The 19,206-nt window shown below is 70.2% G+C and carries 18 protein-coding genes; 12 read left to right on the top strand and 6 right to left on the bottom strand.

What is annotated here, in order from left to right; genetic code table 11:
* Positions 1 to 134 precede the first annotated feature (134 nt).
* The 4 genes from BM144_RS03660 to BM144_RS03645 are packed head-to-tail and all read left to right on the top strand — an operon-like array spanning position 135 to position 4,644.
* Positions 135 to 2,339, top strand: a complete 2,205-nt coding sequence (locus tag BM144_RS03660) for a TonB-dependent siderophore receptor (protein WP_092949929.1) — start codon at positions 135 to 137, stop codon at positions 2,337 to 2,339.
* Between the two features lie 48 nt (positions 2,340 to 2,387).
* The gene (locus tag BM144_RS03655) at positions 2,388 to 3,509 is read left to right on the top strand and encodes a PepSY-associated TM helix domain-containing protein (protein ID WP_092949927.1); all 1,122 of its coding nucleotides are present in this window, start codon (positions 2,388 to 2,390) and stop codon (positions 3,507 to 3,509) included.
* A gap of 32 nt (positions 3,510 to 3,541) precedes the next feature.
* Positions 3,542 to 4,291, top strand: coding sequence for a hypothetical protein (locus tag BM144_RS03650; protein ID WP_092949925.1), 750 nt, complete (start codon positions 3,542 to 3,544; stop codon positions 4,289 to 4,291).
* Complete coding sequence (locus BM144_RS03645) at positions 4,288 to 4,644, top strand: hypothetical protein (protein WP_092949923.1); 357 nt, start codon at positions 4,288 to 4,290, stop codon at positions 4,642 to 4,644. The genes BM144_RS03650 and BM144_RS03645 overlap by 4 nt, the downstream gene beginning before the upstream one ends.
* Positions 4,645 to 4,681: 37 nt before the next feature.
* Here BM144_RS03645 and BM144_RS03640 read toward each other — a convergent pair whose 3' ends face one another.
* The 5 genes from BM144_RS03640 to BM144_RS03620 form a co-directional block, all read right to left on the bottom strand.
* Positions 4,682 to 5,710: a Bug family tripartite tricarboxylate transporter substrate binding protein gene (locus BM144_RS03640; protein WP_245783515.1), complete on the bottom strand. Its 1,029-nt coding sequence runs from the start codon at positions 5,708 to 5,710 to the stop codon at positions 4,682 to 4,684.
* Positions 5,711 to 5,836: 126 nt separating this feature from the next.
* Positions 5,837 to 6,574 (bottom strand): SDR family NAD(P)-dependent oxidoreductase, encoded by a 738-nt coding sequence (locus BM144_RS03635; RefSeq protein WP_092949921.1) that lies wholly within the window; start codon positions 6,572 to 6,574, stop codon positions 5,837 to 5,839.
* On the bottom strand, positions 6,571 to 7,779 hold the full coding sequence (gene pcaF / locus BM144_RS03630; RefSeq protein WP_092949919.1) for a 3-oxoadipyl-CoA thiolase: 1,209 nt from the start codon (positions 7,777 to 7,779) through the stop codon (positions 6,571 to 6,573). Before pcaF ends, BM144_RS03635 begins: the two co-directional genes overlap by 4 nt.
* A gap of 48 nt (positions 7,780 to 7,827) precedes the next feature.
* Positions 7,828 to 8,475, bottom strand: coding sequence for a 3-oxoacid CoA-transferase subunit B (locus tag BM144_RS03625; protein ID WP_092949917.1), 648 nt, complete (start codon positions 8,473 to 8,475; stop codon positions 7,828 to 7,830).
* 29 nt (positions 8,476 to 8,504) lie between these two features.
* On the bottom strand, positions 8,505 to 9,206 hold the full coding sequence (locus tag BM144_RS03620; protein WP_092949915.1) for a 3-oxoacid CoA-transferase subunit A: 702 nt from the start codon (positions 9,204 to 9,206) through the stop codon (positions 8,505 to 8,507).
* Positions 9,207 to 9,327: 121 nt separating this feature from the next.
* Here BM144_RS03620 and BM144_RS03615 point away from each other — a divergent pair, with 121 nt between their 5' ends.
* From BM144_RS03615 to BM144_RS03595, 5 genes are all read left to right on the top strand, one after another.
* A complete protein-coding gene (locus BM144_RS03615) occupies positions 9,328 to 10,152 on the top strand; it encodes an IclR family transcriptional regulator (RefSeq protein WP_092949913.1) in 825 nt (274 codons plus the stop codon).
* A gap of 202 nt (positions 10,153 to 10,354) precedes the next feature.
* A complete protein-coding gene (locus BM144_RS03610; RefSeq protein ID WP_092949911.1) occupies positions 10,355 to 11,326 on the top strand; it encodes a type III secretion system chaperone in 972 nt (323 codons plus the stop codon).
* A 23-nt stretch (positions 11,327 to 11,349) separates the two neighbouring features.
* Positions 11,350 to 13,272, top strand: a complete 1,923-nt coding sequence (locus BM144_RS03605; RefSeq protein ID WP_175525938.1) for a hypothetical protein — start codon at positions 11,350 to 11,352, stop codon at positions 13,270 to 13,272.
* Positions 13,273 to 13,395: 123 nt separating this feature from the next.
* A complete protein-coding gene (locus BM144_RS03600; RefSeq protein ID WP_092949909.1) occupies positions 13,396 to 13,830 on the top strand; it encodes a DUF1841 family protein in 435 nt (144 codons plus the stop codon).
* A gap of 109 nt (positions 13,831 to 13,939) precedes the next feature.
* The gene (locus tag BM144_RS03595; RefSeq protein WP_092949907.1) at positions 13,940 to 16,483 is read left to right on the top strand and encodes a bifunctional diguanylate cyclase/phosphodiesterase; all 2,544 of its coding nucleotides are present in this window, start codon (positions 13,940 to 13,942) and stop codon (positions 16,481 to 16,483) included.
* Between the two features lie 239 nt (positions 16,484 to 16,722).
* Here BM144_RS03595 and BM144_RS03590 read toward each other — a convergent pair whose 3' ends face one another.
* Positions 16,723 to 17,382, bottom strand: a complete 660-nt coding sequence (locus BM144_RS03590; protein ID WP_092949905.1) for a c-type cytochrome — start codon at positions 17,380 to 17,382, stop codon at positions 16,723 to 16,725.
* A gap of 112 nt (positions 17,383 to 17,494) precedes the next feature.
* On the opposite strand from BM144_RS03590, the gene BM144_RS03585 reads away from it, so the two are divergent.
* From BM144_RS03585 to BM144_RS03575, 3 genes are read left to right on the top strand one after another with little or no spacing between them, the layout of a single operon-like run.
* Positions 17,495 to 18,349 carry an AAA family ATPase gene (locus BM144_RS03585; protein WP_092949903.1) on the top strand — a complete coding sequence of 285 codons (855 nt, stop codon included), beginning with the start codon at positions 17,495 to 17,497 and terminating at the stop codon, positions 18,347 to 18,349.
* 5 nt (positions 18,350 to 18,354) lie between these two features.
* Positions 18,355 to 18,585: a hypothetical protein gene (locus BM144_RS03580; protein ID WP_092950113.1), complete on the top strand. Its 231-nt coding sequence runs from the start codon at positions 18,355 to 18,357 to the stop codon at positions 18,583 to 18,585.
* A gap of 3 nt (positions 18,586 to 18,588) precedes the next feature.
* Complete coding sequence (locus BM144_RS03575) at positions 18,589 to 19,188, top strand: GNAT family N-acetyltransferase (protein WP_092949901.1); 600 nt, start codon at positions 18,589 to 18,591, stop codon at positions 19,186 to 19,188.
* The last annotated feature ends 18 nt before the right edge of the window (positions 19,189 to 19,206 follow it).

Raw genomic sequence — 19,206 nt, 5'->3', positions numbered from 1 at the left:
GCTCGACAGTATTTGCATAAATTTAAATACGAATTATTCTCAAGAAAGTTAATAGATCTTCATTGCCGCACACGGGCCGCTCCCCTCACCGGGTTGCGGCCCCGTGCACCGGCGCTTTTTCCCTTCGCATCCCCATGGTCCCACCTCGTTCCGGCACGGCGGCTCCGCGCGCCACGGCCCCGGCTTTCCTGCGCCCTTCCCAAACCACCTCCTTCGGCCGCCGCGCCCGCCTGCTGCGCCGCAGCGCCCTGACGCCGCTGGCGCTGTGCCTCTCGCAGGCCGCCTTCGCGCAATCGGCCGCTCCCGCCCCTTCGGCCGACCCCGCCGCGCCCACGGTGCAACTGCAGGAAGTGCGCATCAACGCCAGCACCGAGAAGGACGTGGGCTTCGCCCCCACGGAGGCGCAGACCGCCGGCAAGGCGCCCATGCGCCGGCTGGAGACGCCGCAGTCGGTGAGCGTGGTCACGCGCGAGCAGATGGAGTCGCGCCAGATCACCAACCTGCAGCAGGCGCTGCAGACCGTGGCGGGCGTGAGCCCGGTCAACTTCGGGCGCCGCGGCTTCGACGACATCAACATCCGCGGCTTCCGCTCCACCGAATCCATCCTGATCGACGGCCTGGTGCAAAGCTCCGGCATGTGGACGCGCCTCACGCCCTATGGCTACGAGCGCTTCGAAGTGCTCAAGGGCGCGGCCTCGGTGCTGTACGGCCAGGTGCAGCCCGGCGGCATCGTCAACGCGGTCAGCAAACGGCCCAAGCGCGAGGCGCTGAGCGAAGTGGGCGCCGAGGTGGGCAGCTTCGGCCAGCGCACGCTGCAGGCCGACATCAACCGCCCGCTGAACGAATCGGGCAAGGCCGCGATCCGCATCAACGCGCAGGTCTCCAACAGCGACGACCCGACCGATTCCATCTACCGCCGCGACCGGTGGATCGCGCCGTCGCTGTCGCTCGACCTGGGCGCGCAGACCGACCTGGTGCTGTTCGCCAGTTACAGCCAGAGCAACTGGATGCGCCAGCAGGGCATCACCCCCTACGGCACGCTGCTGCCCAACCGCAACGGCACGGTGCGCCCCACGCTCTATACGGGCGACCCGAGCTTCGGCCACTACGACATCGAGAGCACCTCGGTCGGCTACGCGCTGGAGCACCGTTTCTCGCCGCAGCTCACGCTGCGCCAGAACGTGCGCTACGAGTCCGAGAAGGGCACGGGCAACTTCGTCTCCAACCAGACGCTGCAGTCCAACCAGCGCCTGCAGAACCGCCAGGCGACGCGCCAGTACCTGGAAGACGACATCCTCGCCACCGACACCTCGCTGCTGGCACAGTTCTCCGCGCTGGGCGTGCAGCACCGCCTGGTGACCGGGCTGGACGCGCGCACCGGGCACTCGTGGCAGGGCCAGCGGCGCTGCACCATCGGCGCGCTCGACCTGTTCAATCCGGTGTACGGCGTGGCCACCACCTGCCCGGTGGGCTACACGGCCAACGCCCCGGAGAAGCTCAGTGTGATGGGCCTCTACGCGCAGGACCAGATCAAGTTCGACCCGCAATGGACGGCGCTGGTCGGCATCCGCCGGGACTGGTCCGACAACAAGATCACCGACCACCTGGCCGGCCGGGCGACGCGGCAGAAGGATTCCGCCACCACGCTGTCGGCCGGGCTGGTGTACGAGTTCACGCCGGGCTGGGCAGCCTACGCCAGCTACGGCGAATCGTTCCTTCCGGTATCGGGCACCAGTTTCAGCGGCTCGCCCTTCGCCCCCGAGACAGGCAAGCAGTGGGAGACCGGCCTGAAATACGAGGCCCCGAACGGCGGCCTCACGGGCTCGCTGGCGCTGTTCGATCTCAAGCGCCGCAACGTCACCACGGCCGATCCGGCGAACACCGGCTTCAGCGTGCAGACCGGCGAGCAGCGCGCGCGCGGCCTGGAACTCGAAATGGGTGCCGAACTGCAGCGCAACCTGAAGCTGACGGGCGCCTACACCTATACCGATACCGAGGTCACGCGCGACAACAACGCCGCCATCGTCGGCAAGCCGCTCAACCTCACGCCGCGCCACACGCTGGCCGTCTGGGCCACCTACAAGTTGCCGCAGATGCCGCAGCTCACGCTGGGCGCGGGCCTGCGCCGCGTGAGCGAGCAGGTCGGCTCGTACCCGTTCACCCTGCCGGCCTACACCGTGGCCGATCTCTCCATCGGCTACTCCGGCACCAACTACCGCATCACGGCCGGTGTGAAGAACGTGTTCGACAAGGCCTATTACGACGGCGCGATCAACGCCAACGTGGTGTCGCCCGCCCTGCCGCGCAACTTCAGCCTCGGCCTGACCTACTTCTTCTGATGCACGGGGCGCCGCGCGCGCCCCGCCATCGGGAGGGCCCCCCCCGCCATGACCAGCCAGCGCACGCTCAGCCGCCTGCTCGCCCTGCATTCGTGGGCGGGCATCGTCACGGGCCTGCTGCTGTGCGTCGTGTGTTTCTCCGGCGCGGTGGTGGTGTTCAAGAACGAGATCGACCTGTGGGCGAACCCTTCGCTCGCGCAGCTCCCGCGCCCGCAGCAGCCCGCCCCGCTGGACACGGTACTGCAGCAGCTCCTGGCGCGCTACCCCGGCGCCACGGTGGAGGCGATCGCGCTGCCCGATGGCATCAACCCGGCCTACTTCGCCTTCGTGCGCGAAGCGGGCGCGCCCGCCGCACAGCGCACCAAGATCGCGCTGCGGCCCGACACCGGCGCCGTCATCGGCCCGGTGGACAGCCAGCTCGGCCAGTACCTGCGCATGCTGCACGTGTTCCTGTTCTTCGGGCCGCGCTGGATCGTGGGTTTCCTCGGCGTGGCGATGCTGGTGCTGATCGGCACGGGCATCGTGCTCCACCGCAAGATCCTGGCCGAGCTGTTCACGCAGCGCTGGAGCCGCAGCCTGCGCGTGGTGATGTCGGACCTGCACAAATCGGCGGGCATCTGGGGGTTGGGGTTCCACCTCCTGATCGCCACCACGGGTGCCTGGCTGGGGCTGGCCCCGCTGTTCGTGCAGGGTTGGGCCTACGTGGCCTCCGCGCCCGCCTCCACTCCCGCTTCCAAGCCCGCGCAGGCGCCACGGCCCCTGGCCCCGGCGCAACCCGCACCTTCGCTCGACGCCCTGCACGCGGCTGCCCTGCAGGCGGTGCCGGGCCTGCAGACACGCTACGTCTCGCTGCGGCGCTGGGGCACCGGCGCGGGCGAAGCCGGCTTCACCGGCGGGATCTCCGGGCACCTGGCCAGCAGCGCGCGGGTCGATTTCGACGGCGCGGGCCGATTGCGCAAGGCGTTCGATCCCCGCACCGCGGGGTTCTGGCCGCTGGTGGATGCGCTCATGGAGCCGCTGCATTTCGGCGATTTCGGCGGGCTCGCACTCAAGTGGCTCTACTTCATCCTGGGCATGACGCCGGCCTTCCTCTCGGTCTCGGGCACCCTGATCTGGCTCGACGCACGCCGCCAGCGCCAGCGCGCGGCCGGCCCGGCCACGCGGTCCTGAACGCACCACCGACCTCCGACCCACCCATCGCCATGGCCCGGTTCTACATCGCCCTGCATGCCGCCGTGCCCGCCGCCCTGGCGGCGGTGTTGCTGCTGCACCTGTTTCCGCCGGCCGGCCTGGAGCCGCTGGCACGCCGCCCGGCCTGGACCGTGTGGGCGCTGATCGGGGGCTGGCTGCTGCTGTCGGCACTGCTGGCGTTGCTGGGCGCCCGCGCCTCCACGCTGTGGCGCACGGCGCTGGCCCTGGCCGGCGCGTTGCTCGCCGTGGCAGGCGCCGCGGGCTGGGCGCTGGGCGCACCGCTGGCGCCGGCGATGCTCGCGGGGCTGGGCCTCTCGGGGCTGGCCTGCGCGGGCATCGCCGTCTTCATCGGCCCGGAGCGGGTGCAGGCGGAGCGGCCGGTGCGTGCCGCCGCAGCGCACCGCACGCCGCCGGACCGCGGCCGGCACGGCGGCGTGCGCCGGCATGCCATGCACCTGCCCTTCTGGCTGGCGGGCCTGCTGGCGGTGGAATCGTTCCGGCTGGCCCATGTGGCCGCGGCGGGCCCGGCCCGCCCGGCGGCCATGCTCGGGTTGCTGCTGGCCTGCCTGGTCGCACTGCCGGCCGCCACGCTGCGCCTGTGGCTGCCGCGCACCAGCACGGCGCTGTGGGGACTGGCGGCCCTGTCGTATGCGGCGCTGGCCGCCAGATCGGGGCTGGCCCAGGCCGGGCTGGCCGCCGGCCTGTGCGCAGCCGCCGCAGTGCATGCCGCGCGGGGGCGCAGGCACGGCGGCGCGCGATGAACGAGTGGCTGAGCGGCTGCGCCGCGCTGGCCTCCCTGGCGGCCCTCGGCCGGTGGGCGCGTGCCGTGCCCACGCGCGCCTGGGGCGAAGAGGCCGGCACGCCGCGCATGCGCCGGGCCACGCTGGCCGCCGTCCTCGCGACGCTGGCCCTGCAGTGCACCGCTGCCGCCCTGGCTGCCGGCCCGGCGGCGGCTGCTGCGCTGGTGCCCGCCGCGTGGATGGTGTTCGGCTGGGGCCTGACGCTGGCGATGAACCAGTGGCCGCAGGGCAGCCTGTGCTGGGCGCGGCGGCTGGGCGATGCCGGCCTGCTGGGGTGCGCCCTGGGGATCGGCGCGGCGCTGCTGGCGCGCTGAACGGCGCCGCCGGGGCGCCGTGCTGCGCGTGCCGGTGTCAGTCCACGCTCGCGCCAGACTCCCGCACCACCTTGCCCCACTTCACGCTTTCCTTCTGGATGAAGTCGGCAAACTGCGCCGGCGTTTCGCCATAGGCTTCGGCGCCCTGCTCGGCCAGCTTCTTCTTCGTTTCGAGCTGCGCCAGCACCTTGACGATGGCGGCGTTGAGCCTGGTCACCACAGGCGCGGGCGTGCCGGCCGGCGCAAACATGCCGAACCACGAGGTGGCCTCGTAGCCGGGCACGCCGGCTTCGGCGATGGTGGGCACGTCGGGCAGTTCGGGCGAGCGCTTGGCCGTGGTGACGGCCAGCGCGCGCAGCTTGCCCGAGCGCACGTGCTGGATGGCCGAGGGCATGTTGTCGAACATGATCGCGATCTGGTTGCCCAGCAGGTCGGTCACGGCCGGTGCGCTGCCTTTGTAGGGCACGTGCACCATGTCCACCTTGGCCAGGCTCTTGAACAGCTCGCCCGACAGGTGGATGGAACTGCCGCTGCCCGAGGAGCCGAAGTTCACCTGGCCCGGGTTCGCCTTGGCATAGGCGATCAGTTCCTGCACGCTCTTGTAGGGCTGCGCGGGGTTGGCGACCAGCAGGTTCGGCACGTTCGCCACGCGCGTGAGCGGCGCGAAGTCCTTGATCGGGTCGAAGGGCATCTTCTTGTAGAGGGCCGCGTTGATCGCGTGCGTGCCCACGGTGCCCATGAAGAGCGTGTAGCCGTCGGCGGGTGCGCGCGCGGCCACCTGGCCGCCGATGTTGCCGCCCGCGCCGGCGCGGTTGTCCACCACGACCGACTGGCCCAGCTCGGTGCCCAGGCCCTGCGCGATCACGCGCGCCAGGATGTCCGTGGTGCCGCCGGCCGCGAAGGGCACGATGATCGTGACGGGCTTGCTCGGGTAGGCCTGCGCGGCCGCCGTGCGCGGCAGCAGCGCGGCGGCCGTGCCGAGCGTGGCCAGGGCCAGCGCGCCCAGCGCGAAGGTGCGGCGGCGCGAGGCCGGCAGGGTCGGGGATACGGCGCGGGATGGCGTCATGGTGCTTGTCTCCTGGTTTCGTTTCGGATGCGGAAAGGGGAAATGCCGTGCCGGCACGCGCGCGGGGCCACGCCGCTCAGGGCGGGACCGGGCGCGGGAGCGGCGGGGCAGGTGCGCGCAGCGCGGTCAGACGGGCGCCACGCCCAGCGTGGTGCCTCCGCAGACGTACAGCACCTGGCCGGTGACGAAGCCGTTTTCGGGCGCGAGGAAGAACAGCGCGGCGCGCGCCACGTCCTCCGGCGTGCCCATGCGGCCCACGGCGATGCTCTTGAGGATGCGTTCGGTCTGCGGCGCGCCCTCGGGGTTGCTCTGCCGAAAGAGTTCGGTGGCGATGGGCCCGGGGCCGATGGCGTTCACGGTGATGCCGTCGGCACCCAGCTCCATGGCCAGCGTGCGCGTCATGCCGATCATTCCGGCCTTCGTGGCCGAATAGACCACCCGATCGCCCTTGCCCAGCGCCGCCCGCGACGACATGTTCACGATGCGCCCCTGCCCGCAGGCGCGCAGCGTGGGCAGGAAGGCCTGCACGAGCAGCATCGGCGCACGCAAGTGCAGGCCCACCACGTCGTCCAGTTGCGCGGTGGTGGCCGTGTCGATGGTGCCCGGGCGCGTGGCGCCCGCGTTGTTGACCAGCGCCGTCACATGGTGGCGTGCGGCGATCTCCAGCGCGGCCGCGCGCGTGGCAGCCTCGTCGGTGAGGTCGGCCTGGAAGGAAGTGAGCAGCGGGTGGCGCCATTCGGGCAGCACGTAGTCGAGGTTGACCACCGCGCGGTCCTGCGCCAGCAGCGCTTCGGCGATGGCGCGCCCGATGCCGCTGCTGGCGCCGGTGACCACGGTCACCGCGGGCATGGAGGTTCCGCTCATACGCGCTCCAGCACCACGGCGATGCCCTGGCCCACGCCGATGCACATGGTGGCGAGCGCATAGCGGCCGCCGGTGGCGTGCAGGCGGTTGACGGCCGTGGTGGCCAGGCGCGCGCCGCTGGCGCCCAGCGGGTGGCCCAGCGCGATGGCGCCGCCCCAGGCGTTCACGCGCGCATCGTCGTCCGCCAGGCCCAACTGGCGCAGCACGGCGAGGCCCTGCGCGGCGAAGGCTTCGTTCAGTTCGATCACGTCGAGCTGATCCAGCGCGAGGCCGGTGAGCTGCAGCACCTTCTGCGTGGCGGGCGCCGGGCCGATGCCCATCACGCGCGGCGCCACGCCGGCGGTGGCCATGCCGACCACGCGCGCCTTCGGGGTCAGGCCGTTCCTGGCGGCGGTGGCTTCGTCCGCCAGCAGCAGCGCGCAGGCACCGTCGTTCACGCCGCTGGCATTGCCGGCCGTCACGGTGCCGCCTTCGCGCACCACGCCCTTGAGCTTGGCCAGCGCCTCGAGGCTGGTCTCGCGCGGGTGCTCGTCCTGGTCCACGACGATGGCATCGCCCTTCTTCTGCGCGATGGTCACGGGCGTGATCTCGCGGGCCAGGTGGCCGGCACGCTGCGCGGCCACGGCCTTCTGCTGGCTGGCCAGGGCCATGCGGTCCTGCGCCTCCCGCTCGATGCCGTGGTCATCCGCCACGTTCTCGGCGGTTTCGGGCATGGAATCGACGCCGTACCGCGCCTTCATGAGTTTGTTGACGAAGCGCCAGCCGATGGTGGTGTCGTACACCGCATTGGCGCGGCTGAAGGCGGTCTCCGCCTTGGGCATCACGAACGGCGCGCGGCTCATACTCTCCACGCCGCCCGCGATCATCAGCCCCGCCTCGCCCGCCCGGATGGCGCGCGCCGCCGAACCCACGGCATCCAGCCCCGAGCCGCACAGCCGGTTGATGGTGGCGCCCGGCACCTCGATCGGCAGGCCGGCCAGCAGCGCGCTCATGCGCGCCACGTTGCGGTTGTCCTCGCCGGCCTGATTGGCGCAGCCGTAGAGCACGTCGGCGACTGCCGCCCAGTCCACATTCGGGTTGCGCGCCATGAGCGCCTGGATCGGGATCGCGCCCAGGTCGTCGGTGCGCACGCTGGAGAGCGCGCCGCCGTAGCGGCCGAAGGGGGTGCGGATGGCATCGCAGATGAAGGCTTGTGGGGAAGTCATTCGGGGAGTCTCCGGAGTCCTGGGATTGCAGGGAGGGCGCGGGCCGGTTCAGGCCGCGCGCAGTGGCAGGCCGACCAGGCGTTCGAGTTCGGCGGGGTCCAGGCCTGGCACCGCGTCGATCAGCAACAGCCCCTCGGGCGTGCATGCGAATGTGGCCAGGTCGGTATAGATGCGCTTCACGCAGCCGATGCCCGTGAGCGGATAGGTGCACTGCGCCACCACCTTGGACTGGCCCTGCTTGGTGAGCAGGTCCATCATCACCCAGGTCTGCTTGGCGCCGATGGCGAGGTCCATCGCCCCGCCCACGGCCGGAATGGCGCCCGGCTCACCCGTGCTCCAGTTGGCCAGATCGCCCGTGGCGGAGACCTGGAAGGCCCCCAGCACGCAGATGTCCAGGTGGCCGCCGCGCATCATCGCGAAGCTGTCGGCATGGTGGAAATAGGCGCCGCCCGGCAGCAGCGTGACGGGCTGCTTGCCGGCGTTGATGAGGTCGTAGTCCTCCTGGCCCGCGGCCGGCGCCGGGCCCATGCCCAGGATGCCGTTCTCGCTTTGCAGGATGACCTCGCGGCCCTCGGGAATGTGGTTGGCCACGAGCGTCGGCTGGCCGATGCCCAGGTTGACGGTGGCGCCGTCGTGGATGTCCTGCGCCACCCGGCGGGCCAGCTCTTCTTTGCTACGTTTTTGATAGCTAATCACGCAATGTTCTCCACGGCATGGAGCCGTTTTCATGCAGATTTCTTGAGGCCGCCGGCCTGCGTGGCCACGCGGTCGATCCGCACCACCCGGCTCACGTGGATGCCCGGCGTGACGATGGCTTCGGGGTCCAGCCCGCCGAGTTCCACCACCTCGTGCACGGTGGCCACGGTGTGCCGCGCGGCGGTGGCCATCACGGGCCCGAAATTGCGCGCCGACATGCGGTAGGTCAGGTTGCCCCAGCGGTCGCCCCGCTCGGCCTTGATGAGCGCCACGTCGCCGTGGATGGGGTACTCCAGCACGTAGTGCCGGCCGCCGATCTCGCGCGTCTCCTTGCCCCGGGCCAGTTCGGTGCCGTAGCCCGTGGGGCAGAAGAAGGCGCCGATGCCCGCGCCGGCCGCGCGCAGCCGCTCGGCCAGGTTGCCCTGGGGCACGAGTTCCAGTTCCAGTTGGCCGCTGCGGTAGAGCCCGTCGAAGACGTGGCTGTCCACCTGGCGGGGAAAGCTGCAGATGATCTTGCGCACGCGGCCGGCCTTGAGCAGCGCCGCCAGGCCCGTGTCGCCGTTGCCGGCGTTGTTGTTCACCACCGTGAGGTCGCGCGCGCCCTGGGCGATGAGCCCGTCGATCAGTTCGCCCGGAATGCCGGCCGTGCCGAATCCGCCGATCAGCACCGTGGCACCATCCTGCACACCCGCGAGGGCCTCGGCCACAGAGTCGGCCAGTTTGTCGATCATGGAGAGAGTCCTTTGCCTCAAACCCCGGCGCCACCGTTGCGCCGGCTTTTTGTTCGTATATAGAACAATTGTTCGCTAAAAGAATCATACTGCCGCAGCCATGGAAACCGATCCCCCTCTTATGGAAAACCCCGATGACCTCGCAGGCCCGGACGCGGGCGATAGCGCGGCCGCGCCGCGCCCCGGCGACAGCTACGTCCAGTCGTTCGCGCGCGGGCTGGCGGTGATCCGCTCGTTCAGCGCCGCCGCGCCGCAGCAGACCCTGAGCGAGGTGGCCGCCGCCGCCGGCCTTACCCGCGCGGGTGCGCGGCGCATCCTGCTCACCCTGCAGACGCTCGGGTACGTGGAGAGCGACGGGCGGCTGTTCCGCCTCACGCCGCGCATCCTGGAACTGGGCTTCGCCTACCTGTCGTCCATGCCCCTCTGGGACCTGGCCGAGCCCGCCATGGACGCGCTGGTGGACCAGGTGCACGAGTCCTGCTCCGCCGCCGTGCTGGATGGGCACGACATCGTCTACGTGCTGCGCGTGCACACCCACAAGATCATGAGCACCAACCTGGGCGTGGGCTCGCGCCTGCCGGCGTTCTGGACTTCGATGGGCCGCATGCTGCTCGCCGACCTGCCCGAGGAGGCGCTGGCCGCCCGGCTGCAGGACCTGCCGCGCAGGCGTTTCACGCCCCACACCCTGCTGGACGACGCAGCGCTGCTGGCCCGCGTGCGCGAGGCCCGCGCGCAGGGCTGGTGCCTCATCAACCAGGAGCTGGAGGAAGGCCTCATTTCCATCGCCGCCCCGCTGCGCAACCGGGTGGGGCGCACCGTGGCCGCACTCAACATCAGCGGCCAGGCCAACCGCACCAGCGCCGAGATGATGCAGCGCGACCTGCTGCCCGCGCTGCTGCGCACGGCCGAGACGATCTCGCGCATGCTCGGCACGCGGCGGGGCTGAGCCGCACGGTCCCGGGGCCGCCCGCGGCGCCGCGGGCCCGGTGCGCCCTGGCCGCCTCCTTCGCAGCCCTACCATGCGGCCGGGCTTCTTTCCGGGCCGGGCGGCGGTGCCCTTCGCACGCTGCCCCGTCCCTTCGTCCATCAGACGGCCATCGCCTAGGGTTATGCAAAAAATGGCATGAACCTCAACGCGAGACACCGCCATGGACACCAGCGCCACCCACCCCGAACCACCTTCCTACTCCCCCGCATCCGCCGCCTGGCTGCACGAAGCCGCCCTGGGCTTCACCGAGCCGGAGACCGCAGCGTCGTTCGCCCGGGCCGTGCCCATCCAGCAGGACGGCATCGCGATCTCGCCCCTGCTGGTCCAGGACCAGCCCGAAGAGCGCTGGGCCCTGGTGGCCTCCCTGCCCCGACCGATCGGCGTTTCCGAGCCCGTATGGACCACCCTGCTGCTGCACCTCAACGCAGCGGCGATGGGCATCGGCCCGCTCGGCATCGGCATGGAGGCGACCGGCAAGGCCATGGTCGTGTACGGCGTGCCCGGCGCCCACACCGGAGACGCCGCGGGGCTGGCCCGGGATCTCTTCCAGCTCAGCTACTTCAGCGGACTGCTGCGCGAGAGCGCCATGGCGGTCCAGGGCCACCTGCCCGAAATGCTGGATGCCCATGCCCGCCGCCAGGCGGATCCCCAGGGCAGCCCGCCGGCCGGCGACGCCGACGGCATGGCGCCGCTCCCGGCAGGGATGGCCGCCGCCGTGCAGTCGCACATCGATGCGGACTGGCACCAGCCCCTGCTGGAGCAGGCCTACGAGGAACTGGGGGTGGCCTCCGCCGATCGCCAGGGCCCGGCATTGAGCGACAGCGTGCGGATCGGCACGGCCCAGGTGCAGATCGTGGCCTGCGGCGACGGCCACACGCTGCTGCTGTCCGCCCTGGTGGACCGGCCGCTCGCCGACGGGACCACGCGGCTCGCGGCCCTGCAGGCCAATGTGGAGTTGATGCTCATCGCGGGCTGCAGCCTGAGCCTGACCCCGGAAGGCACCCTGCTGCAGACGCGCTGGGATGCCGCGGGCCTGGATGGCGCCGATCTGGCCACCCAGCTCGACGGCTTCGCCGCACTCGCCGCCAGCATGGACGCCAGCACCGCAGCGGCGCCCGCGTCCGTGCACTGAACCACCCATACCAGGAGCACCCCATGGTCCAAGGAACCTCGTCCAAGTCGACTACCTCCTCGCCGCAGCATCTGCTGTCCTCTCCCGGTGGAACCCGGATGCAGACCAGCAGCCAGCCGACGTCGCCCCTGCACACGCCCGGCAGCCAGCGCATGCCGGAGTCGGAACTGCAGATGAAGCAACTGTCGCGGCAAACCTCCACGCCCTCCGCATCGTCCAGCCGCCCGCCGCAAAACAGTGCGCCCCAGTCCAACACCGGCGAGATCTCGCTGCGGCACTGGAACCCCGAACCCGGCACCAGCGGCCGCCGCGGCTCCAGCGCCGATTCCAGCGCGCGATTCAGCATCCGGTTCGATTCCGCACGCATTCCGGAAACCCACGTCGACCTCGAAGCAGGCCATGGCACATCGACACAGGCCACGGACACCCCCGCGCCCGGCGCGGGCGCCCGGCTCTGGAAGAAAGGCAAGCAACTGGCCTCCGGCGCCAAGGATCTCGCCCAGGGGTCGATGACCCAGCTCAAGAACAGCGCCGTCGCGGGCGCAGCGTACGCCAAGGACAGCGCCGTCGCGGGTGCCGCCTATGCCAAGACCAGCGCTGCAGCCGGCGCGGCGTATGCCAAGGACAAGGCGGCCCAGGGATGGAACGTCACCAGCCATCTCGCGCAGCGCACCGCGCAGGATCTGGTCGGCGACCGGCTGCCCAGCCGCGCGGCGGCGGGCGCATTCGCGGGCCACACGCTGCAGCAGCTGCTGACCTGCGGGATTCCCACCTTCAGCCGCGAATACGCGATGCTGCAGATCTACTGGGCCGTGGTGAATTCGAAGTTCGCGCAGGACAACCCCTTCGCGATCGTCGGCATGCAAAGCGTCGTCTCGACGATGGCCGTCCTCGCGCACATGAAGATCCGGCATGCCCGCATGGACCGCGACCCCGAAGCGGCGGTCAAGGGCCACTTCGGGCTCACCGACCAGCAATGGGCGGAGACGCCCAACGCGACCAAGGACAAACTCATCGCGACGCAGCAGGCGGACTCGCGCCGCGTGACGGCCAACCAGGTCATGGCCGAGATGGGCTACCTCACCATGAGCACGGTCGCTGCCGCCGACGGCGATCCCACCGTGGCCGCCCGGGTGCTTGCCACCCAGGCGCGGAACATCGTCTATGCCGGCATGCGCGAGCTGATGCAGGCCAGCATCAAGTTCGTGGGCACCACCGGCGCCACCAGCGGCGTCAACAACGACAACATGAGTTCCATGGCGGCCGTATACACCCTGATGACCATGGGCGCGAGCGCGGCTTCGGACGGGGTGGTGAGCGCGGTGCTGGATGCCCGCTCCACGAACCTGAGCGGCCTGCAGTTCCAGGGCCTGGACTCGAACGTCCCCATCAACGACCCGCAACTGCAGAACGCCGCGCTGGTCGCGATGATCCGCGGGCTGTTCAACACCTCGGTCGAGGTCATCGACGCCGGCGTGGGCAAGCACTACGAGACGAAGCAGGCGGGCGTGCAGCAGGTGTGGAATTCCGGCGACAAGCTGCCCATGAAGGACCATGACCGCGTCCTGGACCACTCCATCGCACGGTTCTCCTGGAACCAGTTCGCCGGCATGGCCAACCTGGCGGTGCAGCAGATCGCCCGGGCCACGGGCCTGAGCGCCGCGGCGCCGGCCCTCAGTTCGTTCCTGGGCGTGGGCACGACGGCCGCGGCCTTCGGCCTGGCCTACCGCAACACCAACCAGACCTACCAGGCGCACGCCAAGGTCCGGGCCGCGGTGGCCAGTGCCGCGCAGCAGACCCCGGCCACGCCCGAAAGCGGCACCCAAGGCACGCAGGATGTGCAGTTGAACATCACGCAGGCCCAGCGCCGCGCCACACTGACGGAAATCACCGAGGAAGACTCCGCGGTGCAGCCACCGCCGCAGGAAGACCGCCGCACCGCCTGACGTCGCATACCGCTGGGCGGAACCCGCCAGGGGCGGCTGCGCCCCCAGCTTTACACGGCCGCCGGCAGAACGGCGGCCGCGACGCTTTGGCGGCCGCATTGCCGTGCTACCCTGCGCGGCATCATGTTCAACCCCTCGCAAGCCGATGTGCGGCGCTTCTTCTGCGCCGTGCATGCCAAGGCCCAGGCAGGCCAGCCGATGGAGGCCATCGAGACGCTCGCCAGCCTCTGGATCGCCGAACATCCCGAGTACCACGCCGATCTCTCCGACGTGGACGCGGCCCTTGCCCGCAACTACGACGAAACCCCCGGGCGCACCAACCCCTTCCTGCATCTGTCGATGCACCTCTCGATCAGCGAGCAGTGCAGCATCGACCAGCCGCGCGGCATCCGACAGGCCGTGGAACTGCTGGCGGCGCGGCTGGGCTCGCTCATGGACGCGCACCATGCCGCGATGGAATGCCTGGGCACCATGCTCTGGGAGAGCCAGCGGTCGGGGCGCCCGCCCGACGGCAATGCCTACGTGGCGTGCGTGCAGCGCCGCGCCACCCGCGACTGACGCCCGTTCCGGCAATGCACGCTAGCTATAATAACAATAGCAAACTATCCATTAACAGCAACGGCAGCGCCCCAAATGAACCCACTGCATCTGGCACGCTGGCACCCCCGTGAAGCGGGGCGGAACTGAAGTGCGGCGCCGCCGCCAGATATCGCTGCGCGCGGCCATCGCCGTGCCCTTCGCGGTGCTGTTCATCGGCACCGTGGCGCTGCAGGCCGTCACCCAGCACCGCCAGATCGACGCGCTGATCGACCAGGAGAGCGTGCGCCTGCTGGATGCGGTCACCCACACCGCCAGCGACCGGCTGGTGCATTTCCTGGCCACGCCCTTCCAGGTGCAGCGCAGCGTCGCCGACGCGATCGGGCGCCACGGCCTGCACCAGCCCGGCGACCTGCGCGCCGTCCATGAATACCTGCGCGCCGTGCTGGACGCGCTCTACAGCGAAGAGCGGCAGATCAGCCTGCTGGGTTTCGGCAGCCGCGACGGCGAATACGCGGGCATACGCCGCGACGACGACGGCCTGAAACTGGTGCTGCAGGACCGCAGCACGCAGGGCCGGCTGCAGGTGCACGGCGCGGGCGAGGCGCGCGACACGCTGTCCGCCTCCGTGACCGGCTACGACCCCCGGGTGCGCCCCTGGTATGCCCCCGTGGCGCGTTCGGGCCGCCCGCAGTGGTCGGACATCTACACCACGGCGGGCGAGCGCGGCGACGTGATCATCGCGGCATCCTCCCCGGTGGTGGCCGGCGGCCAGCTCGTGGGCGTGGTGCAGGCCGAGGTGCGGCTCGATACCCTGAACCGGTTCCTGCACCAGGAGCCGCTGCTGGGCCACGGACAGATCTTCGTGCTCGACGCGGAAGACCGGCTCGTCGCCCAATCGGCACCGGGCAGCGTGGTGCTGCCGGAGGTACCGGGCAACCAGCAACGCGACCGCGTGCTCGCCACCCAGAGCCCGAATGACGCCATCCGGGGCGCCGCGCAGGGCCTGCCCGCCGGTACGCACGACGGGGACGCCGCCGCGTTCTCGTACCGCACCGAGGGCGAACGCTATTTCGCCCGCGTGACGCCGTTCACCGGCGTGGCCGGCATCCACTGGCGCATCGTCGTCGCGCTTCCGGAATCGGACCTGCTGGGCGACACGCGCACGGCTTCGCGGCAGGTGCTGCTCGCTACGGCGCTGATGGCGGCCTTCGGGCTGCTGCTCGGCCTGTGGGCGATCCAGCGGATCGCCGCGCCGATTCTCATGACCGCCCGCGCCGCCCAGCGCATGGCGGGCGGCGACTGGGACACCGAACTGCGCATCTCCAGCCCGCTGCGCGAAACCACCGCGCTGGTGCAGGCCTTCAACGACATGGCCGGGCGGCTGCGCCACTCCTTCCAGCAACTGCGCGAACAGCTCCTGGGCGACCCGCTCACGGGCCTGCTCACGCGCCGCGGGCTGATCGAAAAAGCCGCATGGCCGCAGGCGCGCCGCGCCGTTCTCGCGCTGGCTGGGCTCGATGCCTTCCGGGCCGTGAACGACAGCATGGGCCTGGACACCGGCGACCGCCTGCTGCAGGCCATCGCGGAGCGCCTGCGCGCCACGCAGCCCGGCACGGTCCTGGCGGCGCGCCTGGGCGGCGACGAATTCGCCCTGCTGTACCTCGACGGCGATGCGCTGGCGCCGCAGGCCATCGGCCGGGCCGTGCAGGAGGTCTTCGCCACCCCGTTCTCCGTGGGCGAGGACGAAGTGCTGCTGCCCGCCTCCGTGGGCCTGGTGGCAGGCGCATTGACCAGCGAGCGCCTGGCGGAATGGCTGCGCAATGCCAGCATCGCGCTGGGCGAGGCCAAGCGCCTGGGCCGCAGCCAGTGCGTGGCGTTCGAGTCGGCCATGATGGAACGCTCCCGGGAACGCGCGCGCCTGGCCATCGAGCTGCGGCAGGCACTGGAGAAGCAGCAGTTCCTCGTGCACTACCAGCCCGTGGTGGACCTGCGCTCCGGCCGCATCATCGGCGCGGAAGCCCTGCTGCGCTGGAACAGCCCCAGCCGCGGCCTGGTACCGCCGGGCGTGTTCATCCCGGTGGCCGAAGAGTCCGACCTCATCCTCGGGCTGGGCGAATGGGTGCTGCGCACCGCCACGCATGCCATCGCGCACCGGTTGCCGCATCTGCCCGAGGATTTCGACATCCACGTGAATGTCTCTGCGCGGCAGCTCATCCAGTCGGACTTCCAGGAAACGCTGCACCGCATCCTCCAGGACAGCGGTCTGCCGCCCCGCCACCTCACGCTGGAACTCACCGAATCGGTGCTGCTGGAAGACGACGGCGTGACGGGCGCCCGGCTCGCGGCGATCCGCGCGCTGGGCGTGAAGATCGCCATCGATGATTTCGGCACCGGCTACTCGTCGCTCGCCTACCTGGGCCGCCTGCCCTTCGACTGCATCAAGGTGGACCAGCGCTTCGTGCGCAACCTGCTGCACTCGCCGCAGGACGAAGCCATCGTCACGGCCGTGCTCAGCATGGCCAAGGGCTTTGCCGTCACCGTGGTCGCGGAAGGCGTGGAGACCGCCGCCGAAGCCGCACGTCTGCGCGCCATGGGATGCACGCATGCGCAGGGATACCACTTCGGGCGGCCCGCGCCCCTGGACCAGATCAGCCTGTCGGACGGCACCTGAGGGCTGTGGGCACAGGGCGCGGCGCGGCCGAAGCGGCCCGCGCCATTGGCGCTCCATCCACGGCGCCTTTGCGGGCACGGAATCGCAGGCCACGGGGCGGCTGAACCGGGGCATTAACCGCCGGCTCACGCCGCGGCGGAGTTATCTGCCCAATATGGATATTTCCTAACCCGCAAACGCATATTCACCCATTTGAAAATGGGTGAATACCCTGGAATATGTCCAGGAGGCGGAGGGATTCAGCGGAAACGCGATTGCGGAACCACCTGCAATTCACCGTCGAGCGAACCCAGATAGCCCGACAGGGCCTTGAGTTCGGCATTCGAGAACTGCTTGGCGATGCCCGCCATGATGGCGTTGGAACGCCCGAGGGCCGGGTTCTTCTCGGCCTTGTAGGCCTTGAGCGCGACGAAGAGGTAATCGGGATGCTGGCCCGCGATCTTGGGGTACGACGGATCGATGGGCTTGGAGAAGTTCTCTCCGTGGCAGGACACGCAGGCGCCCTTCTGGAGCAGCTGCGCCACCTGGGCGCTCGGCTCGCGCGCCGGCTTCGCGGGCACACCGCCGGGGCGCACCTGGGCGGCATAGTAGGCCGCCACGTCGGCGATGTCCTGGTCGGAGAGCGAATCGGCGATGCCGCGCATGGTGGGGTGCCGGCGGTCGCCCTTGCGGTAGGACTCCAGCGCAGCGGCCAGATAGCGGCCGTTCTGCCCGGAGATCATGGGCACCTTGTGCACTTCGGGAAAGCTGGCCTGGTAGCCGGGAATGCCATGGCAGCCGATGCACATCGCGATCTTGCCCTCTCCGGCCTTGGCGTCTCCCTGGGTGCCCTGGGCGTGTGCCGCGGCGGTCACGCAAGCGACAGCGACGGCGAATATCGTGGACAACTTCTTGTTCATTTTGCGCGCACAATCCAATGGAGTTTGTCGGTGCTCGGGGGGCCAAAATGATTATAGCCAGCGCCCGTTCCGGCCATTTATCAACGATTACCCTCACCGCTTCACCAACGCCATGAAATTCCAAGGCTCCGAGAGTTATGTCGCCACGCCGGATCTGAAGCTCGCCGTGAATGCGGCCATCACGCTGCAGCGGCCCTTGCTGGTCAAGGGGGAGCCCGGCACCGGCAAGACGCTGCTGGCCGAGGAGGTGGCGCGCACGCTGGGCCTGCCGCTGCTGCAGTGGCACATCAAGTCCACCACGAAGGCGCAGCAGGGCCTCTATGAGTACGACGCCGTGAGCCGCCTGCGCGACAGCCAGCTGGGCGATGCCGAGAGCAGCGAGCGCGTGAAGGACATCCGCAACTACATCGTGCAGGGCGTGCTCTGGCAGGCGTTCACGGCCGATGCGCCCGTGGCGCTGCTGATCGACGAGATCGACAAGGCCGACATCGAATTCCCCAACGACCTGCTGCGCGAACTCGACCGCATGGAGTTCTACTGCTACGAGACGCGCGAACTCATCCGCGCCCGGCACCGGCCGCTGGTCTTCATCACCTCCAACAACGAGAAGGAACTGCCCGACGCGTTCCTGCGCCGCTGCTTCTTCCACTACATCCGGTTCCCCGAGGCCGAGACCATGCGCCAGATCGTGGCGGTGCACTTCCCCACGCTCAAGAGCGAACTGCTCTCCGCGGCGATGAAGACCTTCTACGACGTGCGCAACCTGCCGGGCCTGAAGAAGAAACCCTCCACGAGCGAGCTGATCGACTGGCTCAAGCTGCTGGTGGCCGAGGACATCCCGCTCTCCGCGCTGCAGAGCGGGGACGACAAGGTCGCGATCCCGCCGCTGGTGGGCGCCCTGCTCAAGAACGAGCAGGACGTGTCGCTTTTCGAGAAGCTGGTGTTCATGAACCAGCGCCACCGGTGATGCCCATGGCGGCCTCCCCTGCAAGACTGCTCGCCGAGGGCCTGGCCGATGCGGCCGGCTTCGTGCTGGGCGCGCTCGCCGGCTTCGGCCTGGCGCGCTGGCTGGGCTTCGACGTGTTCGCGCCCGGCTACGGCGCCGCCAGCCTGATCGGCATCGCCATGACCGGGCTGGGCGGCGGCCTGGGACTGCAACTGGCGCGCCGCGCACTGCGCCGGCGCGGCGCGCATACGGAGTGATGCATGGCCTCTTTCGTCGAACCCGTCACCTTGTCGGACCGCGGCGTGCGGCTGGAGCCCCTGGCCCTCTCGCATGAGCCCGGCCTGGCGGCCGCGGCCGCCGATGGCGAGCTGTGGACCCTGCGCATCACCTCCGTGCCGGAGCCCGGCGCCACGCGCGCCTACATCGAGGCCGCGCTCGAAGGCCGTGCCCAGGGCCACCGTTTCGCCTTCGCGGTGGTCGAGGAAGCCAGCGGCGACGTGCTGGGCACCACCAGCTTCCACGACATCCTGCCCGCGGTGAAGCGCGTGGAGATCGGCTACACGTGGTACGCGAAGCGCGTGCAGCGCACCCACGTCAACACCACGGCCAAGCTGCTCATGATGGGGCACGCGTTCGACGCCCTGGGCTGCCACGTCGTGGGCTGGCGCACCGACAACTTCAACTTCGCCTCGCAGCGCGCCATCGAGCGGCTGGGTGCGCGCAAGGACGGCGTGATCCGCGGGCACGCGCTGCGCCGCGACGGCACCATCCGCGACACGGTGATGTACAGCCTCAGGTCCGGCGAATGGCCCGAGACGAAGGCACAGTTGCTATACCTTTTAGAGCAACATCATCAATAAATCCGCCGACATAGAGCC

Source organism: Paracidovorax konjaci (assembly GCF_900112675.1).
Lineage (GTDB): Bacteria > Pseudomonadota > Gammaproteobacteria > Burkholderiales > Burkholderiaceae_C > Paracidovorax > Paracidovorax konjaci.
This window is presented reverse-complemented; position numbering and strand designations above follow the sequence as displayed.